Annotated in this window: 18 protein-coding genes, 4 tRNA genes and 1 pseudogene; 5 read left to right on the top strand and 18 right to left on the bottom strand. The window is 43.7% G+C overall.

All coding sequences use genetic code 11. The features are described 5' to 3' along the window. Positions 1 to 137 precede the first annotated feature (137 nt). From betI to PJ15_RS11235, 4 genes are all read left to right on the top strand, one after another. On the top strand, positions 138 to 764 hold the full coding sequence (betI, locus tag PJ15_RS11250) for a transcriptional regulator BetI (RefSeq protein WP_005228886.1): 627 nt from the start codon (positions 138 to 140) through the stop codon (positions 762 to 764). Beyond that, the gene (betB, locus tag PJ15_RS11245) at positions 757 to 2,229 is read left to right on the top strand and encodes a betaine-aldehyde dehydrogenase (protein ID WP_047430828.1); all 1,473 of its coding nucleotides are present in this window, start codon (positions 757 to 759) and stop codon (positions 2,227 to 2,229) included. Before betI ends, betB begins: the two co-directional genes overlap by 8 nt. Positions 2,230 to 2,319: 90 nt before the next feature. After that, positions 2,320 to 4,014, top strand: a complete 1,695-nt coding sequence (betA, locus tag PJ15_RS11240; protein WP_047430826.1) for a choline dehydrogenase — start codon at positions 2,320 to 2,322, stop codon at positions 4,012 to 4,014. Between the two features lie 67 nt (positions 4,015 to 4,081). Beyond that, positions 4,082 to 4,864: a TorF family putative porin gene (locus PJ15_RS11235; RefSeq protein ID WP_047430824.1), complete on the top strand. Its 783-nt coding sequence runs from the start codon at positions 4,082 to 4,084 to the stop codon at positions 4,862 to 4,864. A 71-nt stretch (positions 4,865 to 4,935) separates the two neighbouring features. Here the strand turns inward: PJ15_RS11235 and PJ15_RS11230 are convergent, their stop codons facing one another. The 16 genes and pseudogenes from PJ15_RS11230 to rpe form a co-directional block, all read right to left on the bottom strand. Beyond that, positions 4,936 to 6,111, bottom strand: coding sequence for a zinc-binding dehydrogenase (locus tag PJ15_RS11230; protein WP_047430822.1), 1,176 nt, complete (start codon positions 6,109 to 6,111; stop codon positions 4,936 to 4,938). 330 nt (positions 6,112 to 6,441) lie between these two features. Then, positions 6,442 to 8,046 (bottom strand): GMC family oxidoreductase, encoded by a 1,605-nt coding sequence (locus tag PJ15_RS11225; protein ID WP_047430820.1) that lies wholly within the window; start codon positions 8,044 to 8,046, stop codon positions 6,442 to 6,444. A gap of 177 nt (positions 8,047 to 8,223) precedes the next feature. Beyond that, positions 8,224 to 8,860: pseudogene (locus PJ15_RS11220) on the bottom strand (nuclease-related domain-containing protein). A 142-nt stretch (positions 8,861 to 9,002) separates the two neighbouring features. Continuing rightward, positions 9,003 to 9,079: transfer RNA gene (locus PJ15_RS11215), tRNA-Pro, on the bottom strand. A 4-nt stretch (positions 9,080 to 9,083) separates the two neighbouring features. Further along, positions 9,084 to 9,159 (bottom strand) — tRNA-His (locus PJ15_RS11210). Between the two features lie 35 nt (positions 9,160 to 9,194). Further along, positions 9,195 to 9,271: transfer RNA gene (locus tag PJ15_RS11205), tRNA-Arg, on the bottom strand. Positions 9,272 to 9,341: 70 nt separating this feature from the next. Then, positions 9,342 to 9,418: transfer RNA gene (locus PJ15_RS11200), tRNA-Pro, on the bottom strand. Between the two features lie 140 nt (positions 9,419 to 9,558). Next, positions 9,559 to 10,623, bottom strand: coding sequence for a quinolinate synthase NadA (gene nadA, locus PJ15_RS11195; protein WP_047430817.1), 1,065 nt, complete (start codon positions 10,621 to 10,623; stop codon positions 9,559 to 9,561). Positions 10,624 to 10,766: 143 nt separating this feature from the next. Further along, positions 10,767 to 11,987, bottom strand: coding sequence for a bifunctional glutamate N-acetyltransferase/amino-acid acetyltransferase ArgJ (argJ, locus tag PJ15_RS11190; RefSeq protein WP_047430814.1), 1,221 nt, complete (start codon positions 11,985 to 11,987; stop codon positions 10,767 to 10,769). Positions 11,988 to 12,535: 548 nt separating this feature from the next. Further along, positions 12,536 to 13,021 (bottom strand): methylated-DNA--[protein]-cysteine S-methyltransferase, encoded by a 486-nt coding sequence (locus tag PJ15_RS11185; protein ID WP_047430811.1) that lies wholly within the window; start codon positions 13,019 to 13,021, stop codon positions 12,536 to 12,538. An 18-nt stretch (positions 13,022 to 13,039) separates the two neighbouring features. Then, positions 13,040 to 13,357, bottom strand: coding sequence for a DMT family transporter (locus PJ15_RS11180; protein ID WP_004774947.1), 318 nt, complete (start codon positions 13,355 to 13,357; stop codon positions 13,040 to 13,042). Positions 13,358 to 13,517: 160 nt separating this feature from the next. Further along, positions 13,518 to 14,009: a hypothetical protein gene (locus PJ15_RS11175; RefSeq protein ID WP_047430808.1), complete on the bottom strand. Its 492-nt coding sequence runs from the start codon at positions 14,007 to 14,009 to the stop codon at positions 13,518 to 13,520. A gap of 82 nt (positions 14,010 to 14,091) precedes the next feature. Continuing rightward, positions 14,092 to 14,997, bottom strand: a complete 906-nt coding sequence (locus PJ15_RS11170; protein ID WP_047430805.1) for a copper resistance protein B — start codon at positions 14,995 to 14,997, stop codon at positions 14,092 to 14,094. Continuing rightward, entirely contained in the window at positions 14,984 to 16,939 is a 1,956-nt protein-coding gene (locus tag PJ15_RS11165) for a multicopper oxidase domain-containing protein (RefSeq protein WP_047430802.1), read from the bottom strand. Before PJ15_RS11165 ends, PJ15_RS11170 begins: the two co-directional genes overlap by 14 nt. Positions 16,940 to 17,014: 75 nt before the next feature. Next, positions 17,015 to 17,431, bottom strand: coding sequence for a hypothetical protein (locus PJ15_RS11160; protein WP_047430800.1), 417 nt, complete (start codon positions 17,429 to 17,431; stop codon positions 17,015 to 17,017). Positions 17,432 to 17,800: 369 nt separating this feature from the next. After that, positions 17,801 to 18,487 carry a ribulose-phosphate 3-epimerase gene (gene rpe, locus PJ15_RS11155; protein ID WP_004774957.1) on the bottom strand — a complete coding sequence of 229 codons (687 nt, stop codon included), beginning with the start codon at positions 18,485 to 18,487 and terminating at the stop codon, positions 17,801 to 17,803. 182 nt (positions 18,488 to 18,669) lie between these two features. Between rpe and PJ15_RS11150 the strand changes: the two genes are divergently transcribed. Continuing rightward, positions 18,670 to 18,945 (top strand): DUF2218 domain-containing protein, encoded by a 276-nt coding sequence (locus tag PJ15_RS11150; protein WP_004774958.1) that lies wholly within the window; start codon positions 18,670 to 18,672, stop codon positions 18,943 to 18,945. A gap of 26 nt (positions 18,946 to 18,971) precedes the next feature. Here the strand turns inward: PJ15_RS11150 and fghA are convergent, their stop codons facing one another. Together fghA and PJ15_RS11140 are read right to left on the bottom strand one after the other, a co-directional pair. Next, positions 18,972 to 19,817, bottom strand: a complete 846-nt coding sequence (gene fghA, locus PJ15_RS11145; protein ID WP_047430797.1) for an S-formylglutathione hydrolase — start codon at positions 19,815 to 19,817, stop codon at positions 18,972 to 18,974. Beyond that, positions 19,786 to 21,231 carry a C13 family peptidase gene (locus tag PJ15_RS11140; RefSeq protein ID WP_004774961.1) on the bottom strand — a complete coding sequence of 482 codons (1,446 nt, stop codon included), beginning with the start codon at positions 21,229 to 21,231 and terminating at the stop codon, positions 19,786 to 19,788. Before PJ15_RS11140 ends, fghA begins: the two co-directional genes overlap by 32 nt. Positions 21,232 to 21,291: the final 60 nt, after the last annotated feature.

Genomic DNA, 21,291 nt, shown 5'->3' with positions numbered 1-21,291 from the left:
TAATTGATTTTTACAGATTATACTTTTTATTGATTGAACGTTCAATCAATAAAAAGTATGATAAAAAAATGTTATGATGCTCTACATTGAGAAATGTTGAATAAAAAGCACCTTGGCAGGGCTTTAAATGGATAAGCATGACAAAGCGTAGAGTAAAACCGGAACATGTGCGACGTGAAGAAATTATTAACGCCGCATTTTATGTGATTTCTGAAGTGGGGTTATCCAATACCACCATTGCACAGATTGCAAAAAAGGCCGAACTATCAACCGGTATTGTGAGTCACTATTTTGGTGACAAGCAGGGTTTAATCAATACCTGTATGCAGGAGATGCTCAACGTTTTACGTCAGAAAACTGACCAATATAAAACCGAAGCAGATCCACATCCAGAAAGCCAGATCAAGGCCATTATTGATTCCAACTTTGATATTAGTCAGGTCAACAAACAAGCCATGCGGGTCTGGTTAGACTTTTGGTCTGCAAGTATGCACCTTCCCGAACTTGGACGTTTACAACGAATTAATGATCAACGCCTGTATTCCAACCTGAAACATTATTTCCTCATGTTGGTCGATGATAAACAACAGGCAAGCATTGCCGCCCGCGGATTGGCGGCTTTGATTGACGGATTATGGTTACGTGGCAGTTTAAGCAGTCATGACGAGTTTGACAGCCAGCTGGCACGTTCCATTGCTTACGATTATGTAAAAACGCAATTGCAATTTGCGAACAAGCCCTTGCAGGAGAAACAGAATGAGTGATGCACAAGTTCATCAATTGTATATCCACGGACGTTATGTCGCAGCGACCAGTGGTAAAACATTTACCAATATTAACCCTGCCAACGGTGAAGTGATCGCAACACTTCAACAAGCGTCACAACAAGACATTGAAGCGGCTGTTCAAAGCGCACAACAAGGCCAGAAAATCTGGGCTGCCATGACCGCAATGGAACGTTCTCGTATCCTGCGTCGTGCAGTTGATATCTTACGCGAACGTAATGATGAACTGGCTCAGTTAGAAACCCTGGATACAGGTAAAGCCTACAGCGAAACATCGACTGTCGATATTGTAACGGGTGCCGATGTACTTGAATACTACGCAGGCCTTGCGACTGCCATTCAAGGTGAACAAGTTCCGCTTCGCGAATCAAGCTTCTTCTATACCCGTCGCGAACCCCTCGGTGTAGTGGCTGGTATCGGTGCATGGAACTATCCAATTCAAATCGCAATGTGGAAATCTGCCCCTGCCCTAGCTGCGGGCAATGCCATGATTTTCAAACCAAGCGAAACTACGCCCCTGACTGCATTCAAACTTGCTGAAATCTATACCGAAGCAGGCTTACCAGACGGCGTATTTAACGTAGTACAAGGCGCTGGTCGTGATATTGGTCAATGGCTGACTGAACACCCAGTGATTGAAAAAATCTCGTTCACTGGTGGTGTCGAAACCGGCAAGAAAGTGATGGCAAGTGCTGCGGGTTCGACGTTGAAAGAAGTGACCATGGAGCTTGGTGGTAAATCTCCACTCGTTATTTGTGATGATGCCAATCTTGACCGTGCTGCTGATATTGCAGTGATGGCCAACTTCTTTAGTTCTGGTCAGGTATGTACCAACGGTACGCGTGTATTTGTACCTAAAGCCATGCTTGCTGATTTTGAAGCAGCCGTTGTGGAACGTGTAAAACGTATCCGTATTGGTGATCCAATGGCGGAGCAAACCAATTTTGGTCCACTCACCAGCTTCCCGCATATGGAAAAAGTGTTGTCATTCATCGAGTCTGGCAAACAGCAAGGCGCGAAAGTGTTGATCGGTGGTGGCCGCGCCACTGAAGGTGATCTAGCTAAAGGCGCTTATGTATTACCAACCGTTTTCAGTGATTGCCAAGATGATATGGCGATTGTGCAGGAAGAAATCTTTGGCCCAGTCATGAGCATTCTTAGCTATGAAACTGAGGAAGAAGTGATCCGCCGTGCCAATGCCACAGATTTCGGTCTGGCAGCAGGTGTGGTGACTCAAGACATTACCAAAGCACATCGCATTATTCACCAGCTCGAAGCAGGTATTTGCTGGATCAATACATGGGGTGAATCCCCTGCGGAAATGCCAGTAGGTGGCTATAAGCAATCAGGCGTAGGCCGTGAAAATGGCTTGACCACACTGGGTCATTACACCCGTATCAAATCTATTCAAGTTGAGTTAGGTGAGTATCAAAGCATTTTCTAATGCGCTCACCCTTCACCCTCAAGATTAATCCTATGTGCCACGCTATCACCTGATTGCGCTGGCACTCTCCAGAATACAAAAGGGATAACGATGAATACTCAAGCATACGACTACATTATCATTGGCGCAGGATCTGCCGGAAATGTGCTCGCAACACGTCTGACTGAAGATAAAGATGTGTCTGTTTTATTATTGGAAGCCGGTGGCCCAGACTACCGTTTAGATTTCCGTACTCAAATGCCAGCCGCTTTGGCCTTCCCATTACAAGGTCGTCGCTATAACTGGGCTTATGAAACTGACCCTGAACCACACATGAACAATCGCCGTATGGAATGTGGTCGTGGTAAAGGTTTAGGTGGTTCTTCTCTCATCAACGGAATGTGCTACATCCGTGGTAATGCCATGGATCTGGATCAGTGGGCAACCATGAAAGGTCTGGAAGACTGGACTTATGCAGACTGCCTACCGTATTACAGAAAAGCTGAAACTCGCGACATTGGTGCCAATGATTATCATGGTGGTGATGGTCCTGTTTCAGTGGCAACGCCTAAAAATGGCAACAATGTGCTATTCCATGCAATGGTTGAAGCAGGCGTACAGGCGGGTTACCCTCGTACCGATGACTTAAATGGCTATCAACAGGAAGGCTTCGGCCCAATGGATCGTACCGTGACGCCAAATGGTCGTCGTTCAAGTACCGCGCGTGGTTATCTGGATCTAGCCAAAGGTCGTCCAAACTTAACCATCATCACACATGCCACCACCAACCGTATCCTGTTCAATCAAAAACAGGCTGTGGGCGTGGAATATATTATTGGTGCAGACAAAGCCAATATGAAACAGGCAAAGGCCAAACGTGAAGTCTTACTTTGCGCAGGTGCGATTGCTTCACCACAAATCCTGCAACGTTCAGGGGTGGGTGAAAGTACCTTCCTGAAATCGATGGACATTGATGTAGTTCATGATTTGCCGGGTGTCGGTGAAAATCTGCAAGACCATTTAGAAATGTATTTGCAATATCAATGTAAGCAACCTGTTTCACTTTACCCTGCCCTGCAATGGTATAACCAGCCTGCTATTGGCGCTGAGTGGCTATTCAACGGTACTGGCGTTGGCGCGAGCAACCAGTTCGAAGCGGGTGGTTTTATCCGCAGTTCAGAAGAATTTGACTGGCCGAATATCCAGTACCACTTCTTACCTGTCGCGATTAACTACAACGGTAGTAATGCGGTAAAAGAACACGGTTTCCAAGCCCATGTCGGTTCAATGCGTTCACCTTCGCGTGGTCGTATCAAGTTGAAATCAAAGGATCCGTTTGAGCATCCAAGTATCCTGTTCAACTACATGTCAACTGAGCAAGACTGGCGCGAGTTCCGTGATGCAATCCGTATCACCCGTGAAATCATGGCACAGCCCGCACTCGATCCATATCGCGGTGAAGAAATCAGCCCGGGTAAACATATCCAGACTGATGCTGAGCTAGATGAATTCGTCCGTACCCATGCGGAAACAGCATTCCATCCTTCATGTAGCTGCAAAATGGGTGAAGATGAGATGGCGGTTGTAGATGGTCAAGGTCGTGTTCACGGCGTACAAAGCTTGCGTGTGGTCGATGCTTCAATCATGCCATTGATCATTACTGGTAACCTGAATGCCACCACCATCATGATCGCAGAAAAAATTGCCGATCAGATCCGTGGTAAAAAATTACCACGTTCAGAGGCGAGTTATTACAAAGCGGGTACAACACCGGCACGCCAAGCGCCGTTACGTCCAATACAATAAGCATGAAATTCCTTTAGGGGATACCCGAGGCTTAGGCTTCGGGTTTCACTTCATTCAGGGAGAAATGATGAAAAAAACCTTATTCGTAATTGCACCTTTCGCTTTTTATTTTCAAAGCACTCACGCAACTGAACCCACCTCACCTTACTCTGCCAATATCACTGCTGCCAGCCAATACGTTTCACGTGGTTTCCAGCAAACTTGGGGTAAGCCTGCCTTACAGGGTGGACTGGACTACAACCATGACAGCGGTTTTTATGCAGGGACATGGGCATCGACTGTAAGCGATCACTTTATTCGTGATGCCTCTGTTGAATGGGATGTATATACGGGTTATAGCCGTACGATCGGGGATTTTACGGTCGGGACTAAAGTTGCCTATTACTATTATCCAGGCGCAAAAACCACGGCTGACACAGGCAACACCCGCTTTGACTATGGGGAAATCATCCCTGAAATCAGTTACGGCCCATTAAGCGTTAAATATGCCATTACTTATACTCAAGACTATTTTGGCAATAATTCCGATACGCTAGGCATGGGAAATAACCAACATTCTCGCGGCTCAGGTTATCTGGATGTGAACTGGTATCAACCGATCACACAAGGCTGGTCAGTCAATGCCCATTATGGCAATCAACGCATCAAAAACTTTTCTGCGGCAAACTTTCAGGATGCCAGTTTTGCAGTGAACAAAGAATTACCCTATAACCTATCCAGCAGCCTGACCTATAGCAAAGCATGGGATAAAGACGGTTTTTATCAGCAATATAGTAATGGTAATCCAAACGCCAAAGTCTCGAATCCAATTGATTCAACAGTGACATTTTCGCTAACCAAAACCTTTTAAATAAGCAAATATCAATCAAGTGCCCATAAAAAAGCCGCTTTCATTGAGAGCGGCTTTTTCTATTTCTGATATTAAGACTTGATCAATTCGATCGTTGCCCCCGCACGTTTCGGATCAATTAGAATCTTGGCATGTTGCTCTGGATCACGTAACGCATCAAAGGCATTGCTCACCCCTTCCAGCCCGACCACACCCGTGATCAATGGTGAACAATCCACTTTTCCTTCTGCAATCATATGCAGGGTGTCACGAAACTCAAGTGGTGTATAACCCAGCACATACTGGATTTCCAGTTCTTTATTGATCGCCAATGCGGGTTCAATCTTATCGCTTTGCATGCACACCCCCACGCCTACAATACGGGAGAATAACGGCGCACCTTCCAGAATCTGCTGCATGATCCCAGCCACACCCACACATTCAAAAATCACAGGACGTTTTGGCAATACTCCAAGTTTATCCCCCACTCGCATGGCATTGACCCACGGTAATGAGTAGGTTTGAACCTTATCAAAAAGCCCCATCCCCATATTAATGGCTTCAGAGACATTGCCCAGTAAGCCCAGCTCTTTCCAGTTGCTAAATGGAGATTGCTGTCTAGGATCAATCAATATATCTGCACCACATTGTTCAGCCAGACGACGACGATTTGGTGAAAAATCACTGGCAATCACGGTTTTAACGCCTGCCGCTTTCAGCATAATAATCACGCCCAAACCCACAGGACCACAACCGATCACGATGGCAGGTTCATTTTTCTTGATTCGGCTACGACGTACCGCATGTAAAGCCACTGCCATTGGCTCGGTTAATGCTGCACGATCCGCATCTAAACCATTCGGCACTGCAAACATCAAACTGGATTGCACCAGAACCTGCTCTGCGTAGCCTCCTGAAGCAGTTGGCGACAAACCTGTCGGAACATAACCCTGTGGATCAACATTTAATAAAGGCATGGCACAAACCAAGGTATCCGCTTTCAATTTCCGACGTGTTTTAGGACCATAATCTAAGACCTTGCCACAAAACTCGTGACCAAAGACCAGTTTATCGGAAGATTTTGCCACACCATTAAACCCAACTCGTGCTGCCAAATCATGCATGTGGTCACAATGATGTTGCATATGCAAATCCGAACCACAGATCCCGCAACGCATCACCTCAAGCAAGACCTGCCCTTTGGCTGGAATCAGTTCAAGCGAATCTTCAAGTTGCAGTTGAGCGTTATGACAGACCAGAGATTTCATAGGATATTCCTTTTTTGTTTTATTCCAGTTATTCACTTTTCAGCTTGTTCTGATGGGCTGAGGAAATAAGCAAACAACACTTTCCTTAATCCTGACAAGGATAATTGTCAAAACCTATGACCGAAATATAAATATCTTGAATAAATAAGGTCAGCTCCAACTTATATTTTAATTTCAGATGATTCTTTTGATCAGAACAACACGCATAAGCACTGTTTCAATCATTTTCACAAAGCCTTAGAAAATTATATTCTTATTCAATTCCTACTCGAAATATCCCCCCAAATAAAAAGAGCTAAGGCAAATACCTTAGCTCCCATAACTTAGAAATTACTTCCAAGCCTGCCGAATCATATCTACAGCTTTCTCTGCAATCATGATTGTAGGTGCATTGGTATTGCCATTGACCACCGTTGGCATAATAGACGCATCAATGACCCGCAGGCCTTCAACGCCATATACTTTAAGTTCAGGGTCAACCACAGCCATGTCATCTACGCCCATTTTACAACTACCAACGGGGTGATAAACCGTATCGACACGTTGACGTAAAACCTCACGGATTTCATCGTCCGTTTTTACATTGGCCGTGAACATATCTTCTTTGATTTTGTCTTGTAGGGCGGGTGCCTGCATCAACTTTTGCGTGACTTTATAGCCATCTACCATATCTTGAAGATCCTGTTCATCTTCAAGGAATTTAAAGTCGATGAGTAATGGATCATCTACATGCTTACCGCTGAGTTTGACTGAACCACGTGCGCGTGGATTTAACAAACAGACGTGACATGAAATCCCGTGCCCCATATGCATGGTACGAGCATGGTTATCCACCACGGCGATCACAAAGTGTAATTGCAAGTTCGGTTTATCTAGCTCAGGGCGGCTCTTTAAGAAGCCACCACACTCTGCATAGTTCGTGGTGAGCAGACCACGGCGATCTTTACGGTACAGTCCAATCTGCTTAAACAGATCCAGACTACCGCCCATTGAGACGCCAAAAGTGCCATCCATTAACTTGGTTTTATAGGCAAAGATAAAGTCTGGATGGTCATGCAGATTCTCACCCACTCCCGCGAGTTCTTTAACTACGGGAATACCATGCTTTTCCAGCTCCTGACGTGGGCCAATACCCGAAAGCATCAGGATATGTGGTGACTGGAATGCCCCTGCCGACAACAAAACTTCCTTGTTGGCTTTGACAATCGTGGTTTGACCTTTATGTCTATATTCCACTCCAACTGCACGACCATTTTCAATCACAATACGTGAAACCTTAGCTTGCGTAACCACATGCAGATTCGGACGTTTTCCTAAATAAGGGAATAAATAGCCGCGCGCAGCACTCCAGCGCTCACCCTTTTTCTGGGTGACCTGATAAACACCTAAACCTTCTTGTTCAGCGCCATTGAAATCATCATTCAATGGGTAACCGACCTGTTTTGCCGCTTCGATGAAAGTTTTCTGATAAGGATTATCTGAATATAACTCACTGACATTTAAGGGTCCATGTTGACCATGATATTCATTATGGATACGTTCGTTATGCTCTGATTTTTTGAAATAAGGCAGCACCTCTTCATACGACCAGCCCGTATTGCCTAATGCTGCCCAGTGATCATAGTCACTACGATGCCCGCGAACATAGACCATGGCATTGACCGCAGAACTTCCACCCAAACATTTACCACGCGGTTGATAACCTTTACGGCCATTCAGGCCTTTTTGTGGAATCGTTTCAAAAGCCCAGTTATTAATTTTAGTGGGAATACTGATGACAGCGGCGGCAGGTGTATTCACAAGCCAGCTATTACCCTCTCCGCCCGCTTCTAATAAACATACTGAAATATTAGGATTCTCTGTTAATCGTCCAGCCAGCACCGAACCTGCTGAACCACCACCTATAATTACAAAATCAAAAGCTGTTTGTGTCATCTCTATACTCTGTTTTTTCTTTTTAAAAAGCGGCAATATTATGCCAAATCTGGCATTTCAATACTGTTATCGTTGTATAAACAAGTTAATACATCAAATGCAAGTTAACGTGATCTCGATCAAACCACAAGCGTAAAATCGCGCAAATCACATGAAGTAAATCGCCAGTATTCAAAATCAGGAAAAAGATTCTTTCTCCAGCTTTTTCTGTTTTTAAGTGTTCCACATGCTGTCGGTCTGTTTTCCAAGAAGGCTCCAGCACTTCTTTTTCTATGCGATAACGAATTCTTTTTTGTTTCATCGGACTAATCACTTCTTGATTAAAACCTTTTATATAGTTTAACCATGATTTACCACGACATACATTTTCAGGCATTTCTGTTTTAAATTCACTCCGTGCTGTAAATACAATAACCGAATGAATATATTCAGGTGCTACAACATCATTTAAAACCGTTTCCAGTACTTTGGTATGTTTATAGTTCTGATGCAAAGGGTTTTGAAACTTATAACTTTTTTTATAAATTTTCTGCGTCCACTGTTTTTGCCGTGCATTGCCAAAAATCCAGCCTGTATAATTTTTGGTTTCGATAATAAAAACCCCATAAGGGCTTATTAGAATATGATCAATTTGTGTGGTACCTTGTTCGTGATCTGGCAGCGTACAGTTATTTAATAAGATATATTCTTCACCTAGGTTCTTAGTCACATCGGCTGAAACCTGCATCTCACCGACTTTACCTTTAAAATGCGGTGATTTTAAATAAGCAATCAAAATGAATAGAATAAACATCAGAATGAAATAGAAAAACATATCCCCGATCCCACTTATAATTTTTAAATGTTTAACAAAATAATTTTAATAAGTTTTATAAATATCATATTTTAGGATAGGAAAAAATCCAGACGTAAAAAAACCGCTAAATTAGCGGTATTTTATCTCATCTTTAAGATGATGGTCGGAGCAGTAGGATTCGAACCTACGACCCCCTGGTCCCAAACCAGGTGCACTACCAGGCTGTGCTATGCTCCGAAATTGGGGTGAATGACGGGATTCGAACCCGCGACAACTGGAATCACAATCCAGGGCTCTACCAACTGAGCTACATCCACCATCAAAATTTAGTTCTATGTACCAAGCGACCAAATGGCGCGCCTGACAGGATTCGAACCTGTGACCATCCGCTTAGAAGGCGGATGCTCTATCCAACTGAGCTACAGGCGCATAACGATGATAATAATATCAAGCGATACTTCGCCGATCTTAAACTAATGTTTTACAACACTATTTTAAATGGTCGGAGCAGTAGGATTCGAACCTACGACCCCCTGGTCCCAAACCAGGTGCACTACCAGGCTGTGCTATGCTCCGATTTCTCAGCTTTTAGTGTATCGCACATCGTGCGGTACGGTGTGCATTCTAGGCGCGACGCTCTGGAACGTCAACACCTATTTTTCAAAAATATTAAAAATCCTTACCAAATGTATATTTAACAAGCATCTTGATGCTTTTTAACGCTTTAATGAGGCACTAAAGTTCAACATTCGATCTAAAGGCAATTTAGCACGTTCCGCCAAAGCTGGATCAACGTGTATTTCTTGATCAGCATGCTGTAATACATGCAGAATTCCATCAAGTTCATTCATTGCCATCCACGGACAATGCGCACATGAACGACAAGTTGCCCCCTCACCTGCGGTTGGCGCTTCAAATAATTCTTTGTCTGGCACTGCTTGTTGCATTTTATAGAAAATACCACGGTCGGTTGCTACGATCATTTGCTTATGCGGTAGAGTCTGAGCTGCTTTGATCAGTTGCGAAGTGCTTCCCACTGCATCTGCAATATCCACCACCGATTCAGGTGACTCAGGATGCACCAAAACCGCTGCATCTGGATAAAGCGCTTTCATTTGTGTAATACCGCGGGCACGAAATTCTTCATGTACGATACAAGCACCATCCCATAGCAACATGTCAGCGCCGGTTTTTTTCTGGATATAGCGACCTAGATGCTGATCAGGCGCCCAAATAATTTTTTCACCTAAACTATCGAGATGTTCAATGATCTCAACCGCACAGCTTGAAGTCACTATCCAATCTGCACGGGCTTTCACTGCTGCTGAGGTATTGGCATAGACCACTACAGTATGATCAGGATGTTGATCACAGAATGCAGCGAACTCATCCACTGGACAACCTAGATCAAGTGAGCACGTTGCTTCCAAAGTCGGCATCAATACCGTTTTCTCAGGTGATAAGATTTTTGAGGTTTCCCCCATAAACTTCACACCAGCCACCACCAATGTTGTCGCAGGATGATCACGACCAAAACGCGCCATTTCCAATGAGTCAGAAACACAACCACCTGTCAGTTCAGCAAGCTCTTGCACTTCTGGATCACAGTAATAGTGCGCCACAAGCACAGCATTGCGTTTTTTAAGTTCTGCTGCGATTTGAGCGAACTTTTCTTGTTTCACTTCTGGGCTAAGGCTATTGTCCTTTGGCTCACCCAAACGATCTAAATGCGCCTGCACAATATTTTTGGCTTCGTTCGCAATTAAATTCGCATCATTCATAAAACGTCTTCTCTATCCTGCGTGCTTGCATTACTGCAAACCTATAACGTGGGTGTCTGGGTGATTATTTGTTGAGAATCACACTGTCCACAAACCAGCTTATAAAAAAAGCCCCACTGTGGAGGCTTCATTATAACGCAAATTTATGAGCGATAATCGGCATTAATTTTTACATAGTCATAAGAAAAGTCACAGGTATAAACCGTGTCTTTTGCCGTACCACGACCAAGATCAATACGAATGGTAATTTCTTTTTCAGCCATCACCGCAGCGCCAGCTTCTTCAGTATATTCAGGGTTTGCGCCACCATCCAGACAGATTTGCACATCACCCAACCAGACTTGAACCTTGCTGCTGTCCAGATTCGGCACACCCGCCTTACCAATTGCCATTACAATACGTCCCCAGTTTGGATCTGAAGCAAATAATGCAGTTTTAATGAGTGGTGACTCTGCAACGCTATACGCCACATCACAACACTCTTGCGTATTTGCCCCGCCCTCAACCTGAACCGTGATGAATTTGGTTGCACCTTCACCATCACGTACGATTAATTGCGCCAGACGATCCATGATACGTGCAAGCACGGCAAGAACTTGGGGATAACGAGCATCATCCTGACGCTGGATTTCTATGCCACCGGCCAAACCTGTAGCCACAAAGATACAAGAGTCATTGGTCGATGTATCGCCATCAATCGTGATACGGTTAAATGAATGCTCAACCGTAGTTTGCAATAAACGCTGTACCAGTTCTTGGCTAATCGGTGCATCGGTTGCAACAAAGCTCAACATGGTCGCCATATTTGGACGGATCATACCCGCACCTTTACTGATGCCTGTCATGGTATAAGTTACACCATCCAGTTCGAACTGCTCAGATGCGCCTTTCGGTGTGGTGTCCGTGGTCATGATGCCAGATGCCGCTTCAGCCCAACGATCTGCATTTAACTCATTTAATGCAGGCTGAATGCCTTGAACCAAGCGTTCAATCGGCAATTGTTCACCAATTACACCTGTTGAAAACGGTAAAATCTGGTTGGTTTGCACACCAGTTAATTCAGCCAACTTCGCACATGTGGCTTCTGCATTTTTATAACCGACTGTACCTGTTGCTGCATTGGCATTACCCGTATTGATGATCAGGTAACGTGGGGTATTTTCTGCTAAATGCTTTTTACTCAATTGAACCGGCGCAGCCGCAAAAGCGCTTTGGGTAAATACCCCGGCAACCTTTGATCCTTCAGCAAATTCAAAAATGACTAAATCTCGTCGATTTGGATAACGTACATACGCCTCAGTTGAGCCAATTTTTACACCCTGCACCACATGCATAAGTGGTATTGTTACGTCACCAACAGCCATTTTTAAACTTCCATTCAATTTGTTATGAAAAAGAAAATGAATCCACACCCTACATATGAGACTCGGAAAGGTCATCTACAACCTGCGTAGTATCTGTAATATCTCGTTTCTGCGATAGATAAAAACAAATGCCATAAGTGAACAGGTTTTGTAGATGACAATGCCTTTGGTTACTTTGGGCGAAACCAAAGTAACTCGAACCGAAGGTTATTCCTATAATTGAATTACACCCGACAAGATACCGCCTCGTCAGTAATTTATTTACAGTTCAAGCCATAAAATATGTTGATTCATATCTGCTTTGGTAGCTTATTCCAAAAAGAAATGAAAATCGAGTATTCATCTTAATAATATCTTCTCTCAACAATTGCTATCGAGAGGCGGCATGGATGCCGCCAGTTTGGCTGTGGTAGCAAGGATGTACCATCAGCCAAACAAAAGATTTTTGTTACTTTTCATCTTTGAAAAGTAAAAGAATACCTATAAAAAAATATATCTAATCCATTACTGATTTATTAGGCTATGAAAACTTTGAAATTAAAAATTATTTAAGCCTTATTTTGTTCCAAACTCAATAAAATCTGCTTCTTATCCAGTCCACCTGCAAAACCCACCAACGCCCCACTCGAACCAATCACCCGATGACACGGCGCAATAATCGAAATCGGATTCTTGCCATTGGCAGCACCCACCGCACGCACTGCTTTTTCATTCCCCAACTGAACGGCAATCTCCTTATAACTTCGTGTTTCCCCATAAGGAATATTCAATAATGCTTGCCAAACCTGTTGCTGAAAGGCTGTTCCCTGAAAATCCAGAGGCAGATCAAATTGCTGACGTTGCCCTGCAAAATATTCTTCTAATTGTTGTTTCACTTTATGCAACATTGGATGCTGGCGATCTTCAACTAACTCGGCCAAACGAACCCGTTTATGATTTTCGTTATCCCACATCACCGCAACCAATGCCTGATCATGTGCAACCAGCTTTAATGCGCCAACAGGCGAATCCATATACATATAAACCAGTTGCATCATGTTCTCCTTAAACCATTAATTTGATGAGAGCTTCATCAACATCAAACCTGATACGATCAAAACCGCTGCAATCATCCGCATCGCAGTCATCGGTTCATTTAACACCATGATCCCGACAATAAAAGATCCAATCGCACCAATCCCGGTCCAGATGGTATATGCCGTTCCCAGCGGAAGTGTACGCATTGACATCGACAGCAACACCACACTTAACACCATGAAAACAATCGTTATGATACTTGGCGTTAACTTGGTGAATCCTTCAGACAACTTCATCGAGTATGCCCAGATCACTTCAAAAATACCTGCCAAAACTAAAATTGCCCACGCCATTTTATTACGCTCAACTTTATCAAGGGTTGGGTCGTCCCAACGTGATTCTTTCGAGGGAGGTCGTCCTCCTAAGCTCAGCAGTGTACTGTAAAATAAACCATGATGTGCGGTGTTATGTATCAACTCACATGGAATTTTGATCCATGATCAGCAACTCATCCTATTTCTTTCGTAAGGCTTTTAACCATTGTTCGAAACGTTCAATAAGCTTGGATAAAAACTGTTGCAGCTGGTTCAAAGCAGTTTCATGTGAAGGGTTAAATTGACCTGCATGCGTCTTTTTCTTGGCTGTTGCAAGTTCCAAAGGTTCATAATGCGGCATGGTTTGTTGTAGCTCAGCACCCAAATTTAAGCGCTGCAAAGCCACTGTGACAACCTCAATTGAATCTTGATGATAAAGCGCCAAATGACGGGCATCGACATCAATGCAGTGTTCAATAAGCAGTTCCGAAAAAGGAATGAGGGCTTGCCTTACCCGTTGTTGTTCTACATCACTCCTCATATCAGGAATATGATAAAAACTGACGTACATGCTGCCATCAAGTGGAATCAGTTCAAGCTGAGAAGTAGAGACGCGCTGCGGCTTTTCGCCCGACGGAGTAGCCTGAGTATTTTTATCTCTTATTGGATTGTCTTGTTGTTCTAAAGCCATTTATGCACCATGAATGACTCAAAAAAGATACTGTTAGTATAAACCAACAGTATCTTGAAAAAATGACATTTTAAACAAAATATCAAAACTTTAGCGTAAGTCCTGCACCATAGATCCAACCTGTTTCAGAATCAGCAGCCTCTTGCCAGTCAGTCGCCTTGCGCCCCTTGTTATAGCCATAAGCCACATCAATAAAAGGCATCACACGATTCTTCACAATTTCATATCGGGTTTTAATTCCCACTTCTGCATCGGCAAGCCCTGTTTTGGCGGCGTACTTGGATTCATCTCGCAGTACCCATTGCATTTCCAGATAAGGCTGCATAATCAGCTTTTGTGTGAGCAAGAAATCACGTTCTGTTTCCAGCACAAAGCGCCATTGCTGATCCTGTCCCGCATACAGATGTGCATCGGTTTCGAAGAAGTATTGAGCCATGCCATGTAAACCAATGACACCTTCAAACTGTTCCTTATCCACTTGCTGCTCGGCGTTATAACGGTAATTTACACCAGCTTGGACATCCCAGAAATCTGAAATATTACGGCTATACAGGGCCGCAATACGTTGCTCCGATTTTTCAGACTCAGCCTTGGCATAATCGGCATTGATAAACAATTTATTTTCATCACTGCCAACCCAGGTTTTTAATTTAGACTTAAGCGTACCCTTGCCATCTTCATCCAGCATCCATGTGCTATCCAACTGAGTCGATTGATAGATTTGCCCACCATGTTCACGGGTATGATCGTGCTGCCCATGTTCTGTTTCAGGCGGTTGCTGAACTGTTATCTGACGTTGATGTTGTGAATGATCCATTGGAGATGCAGCAGCCACCGGCATATTCTGTTGTGCAGGCATCTCCATTTGCATCATGGCGTCATGCCCTTCATGCGCATAAGCTACTCCACTCAACGAAGAAACCATGCCACCGATTGCCAATAATTGTGTATATCGTTTCATTTTAGAAACTTGCTTAGTGATGTGCATGGCTCGCTCCTTGAGATGATTTAACAGGGGCTTGAACTGGAGTTTTTGAATCGTCGACATTGGCAACGATCAGCTTACTCATCATGCCTGCACTCATGTGGTATAACAGGTGACAATGGATTGCCCATTCTCCTAATTCATCCGCGGTCAACAAAGCTGTTACCGTCTTACCAGGCGGCACAATCACCGTATGCTTATTTGGCATATCTTGCGGTGCCTGTCCATTTTCCAGTTGCATAAACATGCCATGTAAATGCATCGGATGCGCCATCATACTGTCATTGACAAATTTCAGGCGGATACGTTCACCATAACGCACCGTTAAAGGTTTAAAGTCAGGATCACTAAACTTCTTGCCATCAATGGTCCAGATATAACGTTCCATCGTCCCACCTAGACGAATCACCACTTCACGTTCTGCTGGACGGCTATATTTTTCTGGCTGGGGTTGCAATGATTGCAGATCAGCATACGTTAGGGCTTTCTGACCTGCTGGGGTTGCAGCATTGGCCCAGCCCTGTACAGTATGCGCGCCTTCTTTTTCGGATGAGTCCACCGTCTGATGCTGGCGATGCTCCATGTCTTTCATGTTCATCTGCGCATGGGCACTATGATCCATTTGCGACATGTCCATATTTTCATGTGAAGCATGATCCATGCCTGCATGTTGTTTAGAGGCATCGGCCTGTTTGTTCTCAGTAGTCTGATGTTGGCCATGATCCATCTTGCTCATGTTCATTTGCGTATGCGCGCTGTGATCAATGGCTGATTGCGAGGTTGTTACAGTCTTCTGCTGTTCCTCTGGCATCTGGTGCTGACTATGGTCCATTTCGCCCATTTTCATTTGACCATGCGAACCATGATCCATCCCCATGTCTTCCATGGTTAATAAGGCACGTGGACGTGCTTTGGGAATCTGAACATTCGTCGGAGTGGTCACCATTTCATTCTTCAATGAGGCAATGGCAAAACCAGAGCGATCAATCGACTCTGCTTCAATTTGATAATGTGCCTGTTTCGGTTCGACCAACACATCATAAGTTTCTGCCGTACCAATACGGAACTCATCTACAGGAATAGGCTTTACTGGCTGTCCATCGGCACTGACCACGGTCATTTTCAGGTTAGGTATACGTACATCAAAAAATGACATCGCCGATGCATTGATAAAACGCAAACGTACCTTTTCACCCGTCTTGAAAGCACCTGTCCAGTTTTGTTGTGGCGTCTGCCCATTCACCAAAAAGGTATAACCCGTGACATCGGACAAATCCGTTTTCAGCATGCGCATCTGGTTCCACATCGAGCGATCTTGCCAAGTTGCTTTCAACCCTTGTTGCTTGAACTGTTTCCAGACATCGCCAACTGTTTCACGCTGGTTCTGATAATACTCAGCTGATTTCTTCAGATTTGCCATGATCTTGTCACTTTCAGTTTCATGGAAATCAGACAACATCACCACATAATCACGTTCAGCTTTTTCATGTGCTGCGACAGGCTGCTTGCCTTTTGGATAAATCACCAAAGGGCCATATAAACCATCCTGTTCCTGCCCCTTGCTGTGCGCGTGATACCAGTAAGTGCCATTTTGGCGAACCTTAAAACGGTACTCAAAACTGCCATTCGGCTTAATACCTTTGAAACCGTTAAATCCAGGTACACCATCCATGAGTCCGGGTAAAAGCAGACCATGCCAGTGTAAAGAAGTATCTTGATCTTTGAGCTGGTTATGAACATGAATGACAGCTTCATCCCCCTCCTCAAATTCAAGCAGCGGCGCAATAAATTTCCCATTCACGGTGATACGTTGTACGGGTTTACCTGTCACATTGACAGTGCCCTGATTAATATTGAGATGATATTCTTTAATTGCTGCCACACTATAAGGTGCGAACAATAAGCTTAGGCTAGCGACAACACCAGCATATATTTTTGAGGACATGATGATTTCCTAATCTGTTAACTTTAAAAATGCTCACTTCCCTTTTCAAAAAGAGAAAGAGCCTGCAAAGGCAGATCAGGTTCTAGGTGGGCGTAAAATCTCTTGCCAATAGCCAGCAAGATGCCGAGCTTGGTAGTCCGTATTGATATACGTACTCAGCTCTAAAAATGGTGAAACTGAAAGGCTTGGCGTATTTTGATCTAAAGCGAAATTGATGCTTTGACAATGTGATGTACTATTACAATCCTGACAATGCAGATGATCCTGCATTTGCCCATCATGACATTGACCGAGACTCATGCGATCTGCATGTGAGCTTTGCGCAGGATGATGTTGCATCATTTGCTGATCATGACATGATAAGGTTGAAACAGTAGATGAATGATGAGAATGAACCTCTTGAACTGCTGCAACGGCCGCACTGCTCCCCCCAATGAAAAAGATCATCAGGAATACAAACCACAAATGTCTGTATTGCTTGCAAAATTGCACTAAAGGTTCCTTGTTTCCATCAATTCAGGTGATTGAATATGCCTAGCATAATTTCTTTCTGCTTTATGCACAATGATCTCACTGTTTAAATTCTTATCATTATATTCAGCATCAGCATGATTTCGCTGTTTTCTTGGCCTATTCAAACTTCTAAGCCCACTGCGCAAAAATAGTGCAAAATAAATAAGTTAGCGCATAAAAAAAGGACAAAAAATTGTCCTTTTTTCGTTTTTTTGCTGTGAATATAAACAACTGAAATCATTTTGTTTATTTTAACAACACCTTATCCACCTGCTTATCAACATGGTTATCCACCCAGTTATAAACAAAGTTATCCACAAGCTTATGTGAAAAAATAGGATGAAAACACTAAACTTCTGTTGCACCGACTTGAGCCAGCTCTGCACGCATTTGATCAATCACCGCTTTATAATCTGGTTGACCAAAAATTGCCGATCCAGCCACGAACATATCCGCACCCGCTTCTGCAATCTCACGAATATTTGCTGGGCCAACACCACCATCAACTTCGAGGCGGATATCACGACCGCTGGCATCAATAATTTGACGCGCCTGACGTAATTTATCCAAAGTCATTGGGATAAATTTCTGACCGCCAAAGCCTGGGTTTACGCTCATCAATAAAATCTGGTCGACTTTATCCAATACGTAATCAAGATAATGCAATGGTGTTGCTGGATTAAATACTAAGCCTGCTTTTGCACCACCCGCCTTAATGAGTTGCAAAGAACGGTCAATGTGATCCGTTGCTTCTGGATGAAAGGTAATAATTTCTGCACCCGCTTCAATAAAATCACCAATCATGCGATCCACAGGTGAAACCATCAGATGCACATCGATAGGTGCTTTGATACCGTAATTTTTCAGTGCCTTACATACCCCTGCACCAAAAGTAAGGTTTGGTACATAGTGGTTATCCATCACATCAAAATGTACAACGTCTGCACCTGCAGCTAGAACTTTTTCTACCTCTTCACCTAAACGCGCAAAATCAGCAGATAAAATCGAAGGAGCAATCAAATAAGGCTTAGACATGGATGACCTGGCAAACTCTGAGAAAATGATGAAACGATTATAACAAATTCAGCACACTTAGGGCTGTTACAAAGTCATTATTCAAGCATTGCAAACTTGCAACAACGCGTTGCATCTGGACTATTTTTATCTCGCCTGCGCTTTGCTATGTTAGTCAATGAAATTAGAGGAAGAAAAGCAACATGAATAGCAGCACAAATATCACGACGACTGAAGGAAAACGTATTAGTAAACGTTTGCTCAATCACTGGAAGCATAAGTTTGAAGTTGCAGAAACGGAAACAGAGACAAAAATCTTTATGCCTACCGCAACCGTTACCCTCACACCGCATGAACAGCATTTGGCGGTACTGATTGAAAATCAGCAAGATGATGTCGCACATCTCGAACAAGTGGTGATCAATCATTTAAACCGTATGGCACAGCAGGAATTTGTGGCTGAATGGCAGCACAATTAAAAAGAAGCTCAAATGAGCTTCTTTTTTTATCCTGCTACTTTTTCAAGCTGAATGGCGTGGAACTGTAGATGATCATCGATAAAACTTTGAATAAAGTAATAGCCATGATCATAGCCTTTGTGTAGACGCAAAGTGAGCGGTTGCTCAGCTTCCAGACAGGCTTGTTTAAATTTTTCAGGATTCAACTGAGCAAAAAACTGGTCATCCAGTCCTTGATCAATCAGGATTTCTTCAAATAATCCACCTTTCTGCTGCACCAGCGCGGTCGCATCATGTGCCGCCCATTGCTGCTGTTCAGTGCCAAGATATTGGCTAAATGCCTTTTCACCCCACGGGCAAATACTTGGCGCACAAATTGGCGCAAAAGCCGAAACCGATTTGAATTGGTCAGGATATTTAAAGGCTAAGGTCAACGCGCCATGTCCGCCCATTGAGTGTCCAAAAATTCCGACCTGATTTTCAGCCACAGGGAACGCTTGTAAAACATGCGCATAGAGTTCATCAACCAGATAAGACTCCATTTGATAATGCTCAGCCCAAGGTTGCTGGGTCGCATTAATATAAAAGCCAGCTCCCTGCCCAATATCCCAATGATCGCCTTGTGCAACACCTTCACCACGCGGAGAAGTATCAGGAGTAATTAAAATCAGGCTGAGTCGAGCCGCCATCCGTTGTGCATGGGCTTTAATCGCAAAGATTTCTTCGGTACAGGTTAAGCCTGCAAGATAAAACAAGGCTGAACACGCTTTACCCTCCAATGCCGCAGGTGGCAAATAGACACCCACTTTGGTGCTGCCTTTAAGATGTTGAGACTCAAGTTGATAAATACGTTGCTCACCCTCAAAACAACGGTTTTTTTGCAGTAGCTGCATGTTCATCATCCTGTGTTTTTGTAATGTCTGTAGATGCAATATTTTGTGTCGGGAACAGATACGGTTCAAGCTGTGGCAGCATCAATTCCATATTACGACCGATCGACCATTGCGGTTCAGATGGTTCAACACCTTGTGCCACTTCCCACTTGGTCACGGTCTGCTTGGCTTGCTCAAACGCTTTTTTCATGGAATATTGTTCGCGCATCGCCAGATCAAAAAACGCCCGACCGAAATAAGTATAGTCTGCTTCGTTATTACAGCCAAAAGAAGTTTTGTCTGCCGCAGAAGCCGTAATAATTAAAGTATCTGGTGATTGTAAAGCGGGAATAAAACTTCCTGAATAACACGCTGAAATCACAATAACACGCCAGCGAATTCCAGATTTATCCAGTGTTTCTCTTAACCATTTTGGATCGACCTGATCCAGATTAAGAGGGGCATTTTCAATTTCAAAATGATTACGCTCACCATGCGATGTCATGTATAGAAACAACACATCGCTATCACGATTCATTTGCTGACCAATACGGCGTAAAGCCAACTCCATACTGGTTTTCGATGCGATTGGCACTTCTAAACGCGTAGCTGGGTTATTAATCAGCATAATCGAACGCCCAAAGGTTCCAAACCGCGTATCAAATTGTTCTCTTATACGTTCAATTTCCGATTTGAATACATCCACATAGCTATCACCAGCCACCCCCATAAAATACCAGTGGCTTTGTGCAATATCACCATATTGAATCTGATCTAATGCCTTATCGAGCAAATGGCTTTGCGCATAGAAGGCATCTTCGGCAAAACTTGGCGGGGTCTGCTCCACTTTCCAGATCGGCTGATCCTTTACTGAAAGCTGCCATACCACCATGGTTGCAATCGTTGCCACAAAAACCAGCGCCCGCTCCCACCAAGGCCAGTTCAAAGCACGTGAAAAGACCCAAATTACAGCCAGACTTTGCCAAACAAATAGCCCAACAAATAGAGGCGGCAGGAAACCGTTATAGATACTGTCAGGAATAAAGTTCAGATAACCATTTGAGCCAAGATACTGAATGATGCATTGTAAAAGCAGAATATTGGTATCAAGTACCAACCACAGTAATGCAGGCACCAGCATCAAACGCGGCTGATTCATCCGTTGTGAAAGAAAAATACCGACAATAAGGGCAATAAAAGGCCAAAGTGCATAGCCAATCAAACCTTGAGCATTGAACTCCCCCATTTGACCCGCCACCAACCAGCTATAAAGTGAGTTGGTACAGCCACCGAGGATACCCCAGAGAATCAACTGGGTAATAGAAGGATGAACAACCTGTAAGGAACGGCGAGACCCGAGGAACAACCACATTCCAGCAATTTGGTTACTTTTAAAATCATGCCAGAGATTAATGGACGGTTTGAGGTCTATCATAAAATTCTTCGGGAGTTTCTCTTTTCAAGCCTAAACTGAAAATATGCCATTCTAATGATT

The organism is Acinetobacter sp. neg1, from assembly GCF_000788125.1.
Lineage (GTDB): Bacteria > Pseudomonadota > Gammaproteobacteria > Pseudomonadales > Moraxellaceae > Acinetobacter > Acinetobacter vivianii.
The sequence above is the reverse complement of the archived record's forward strand: the minus strand, read 5'-3'. Positions and strand labels throughout refer to the sequence as shown.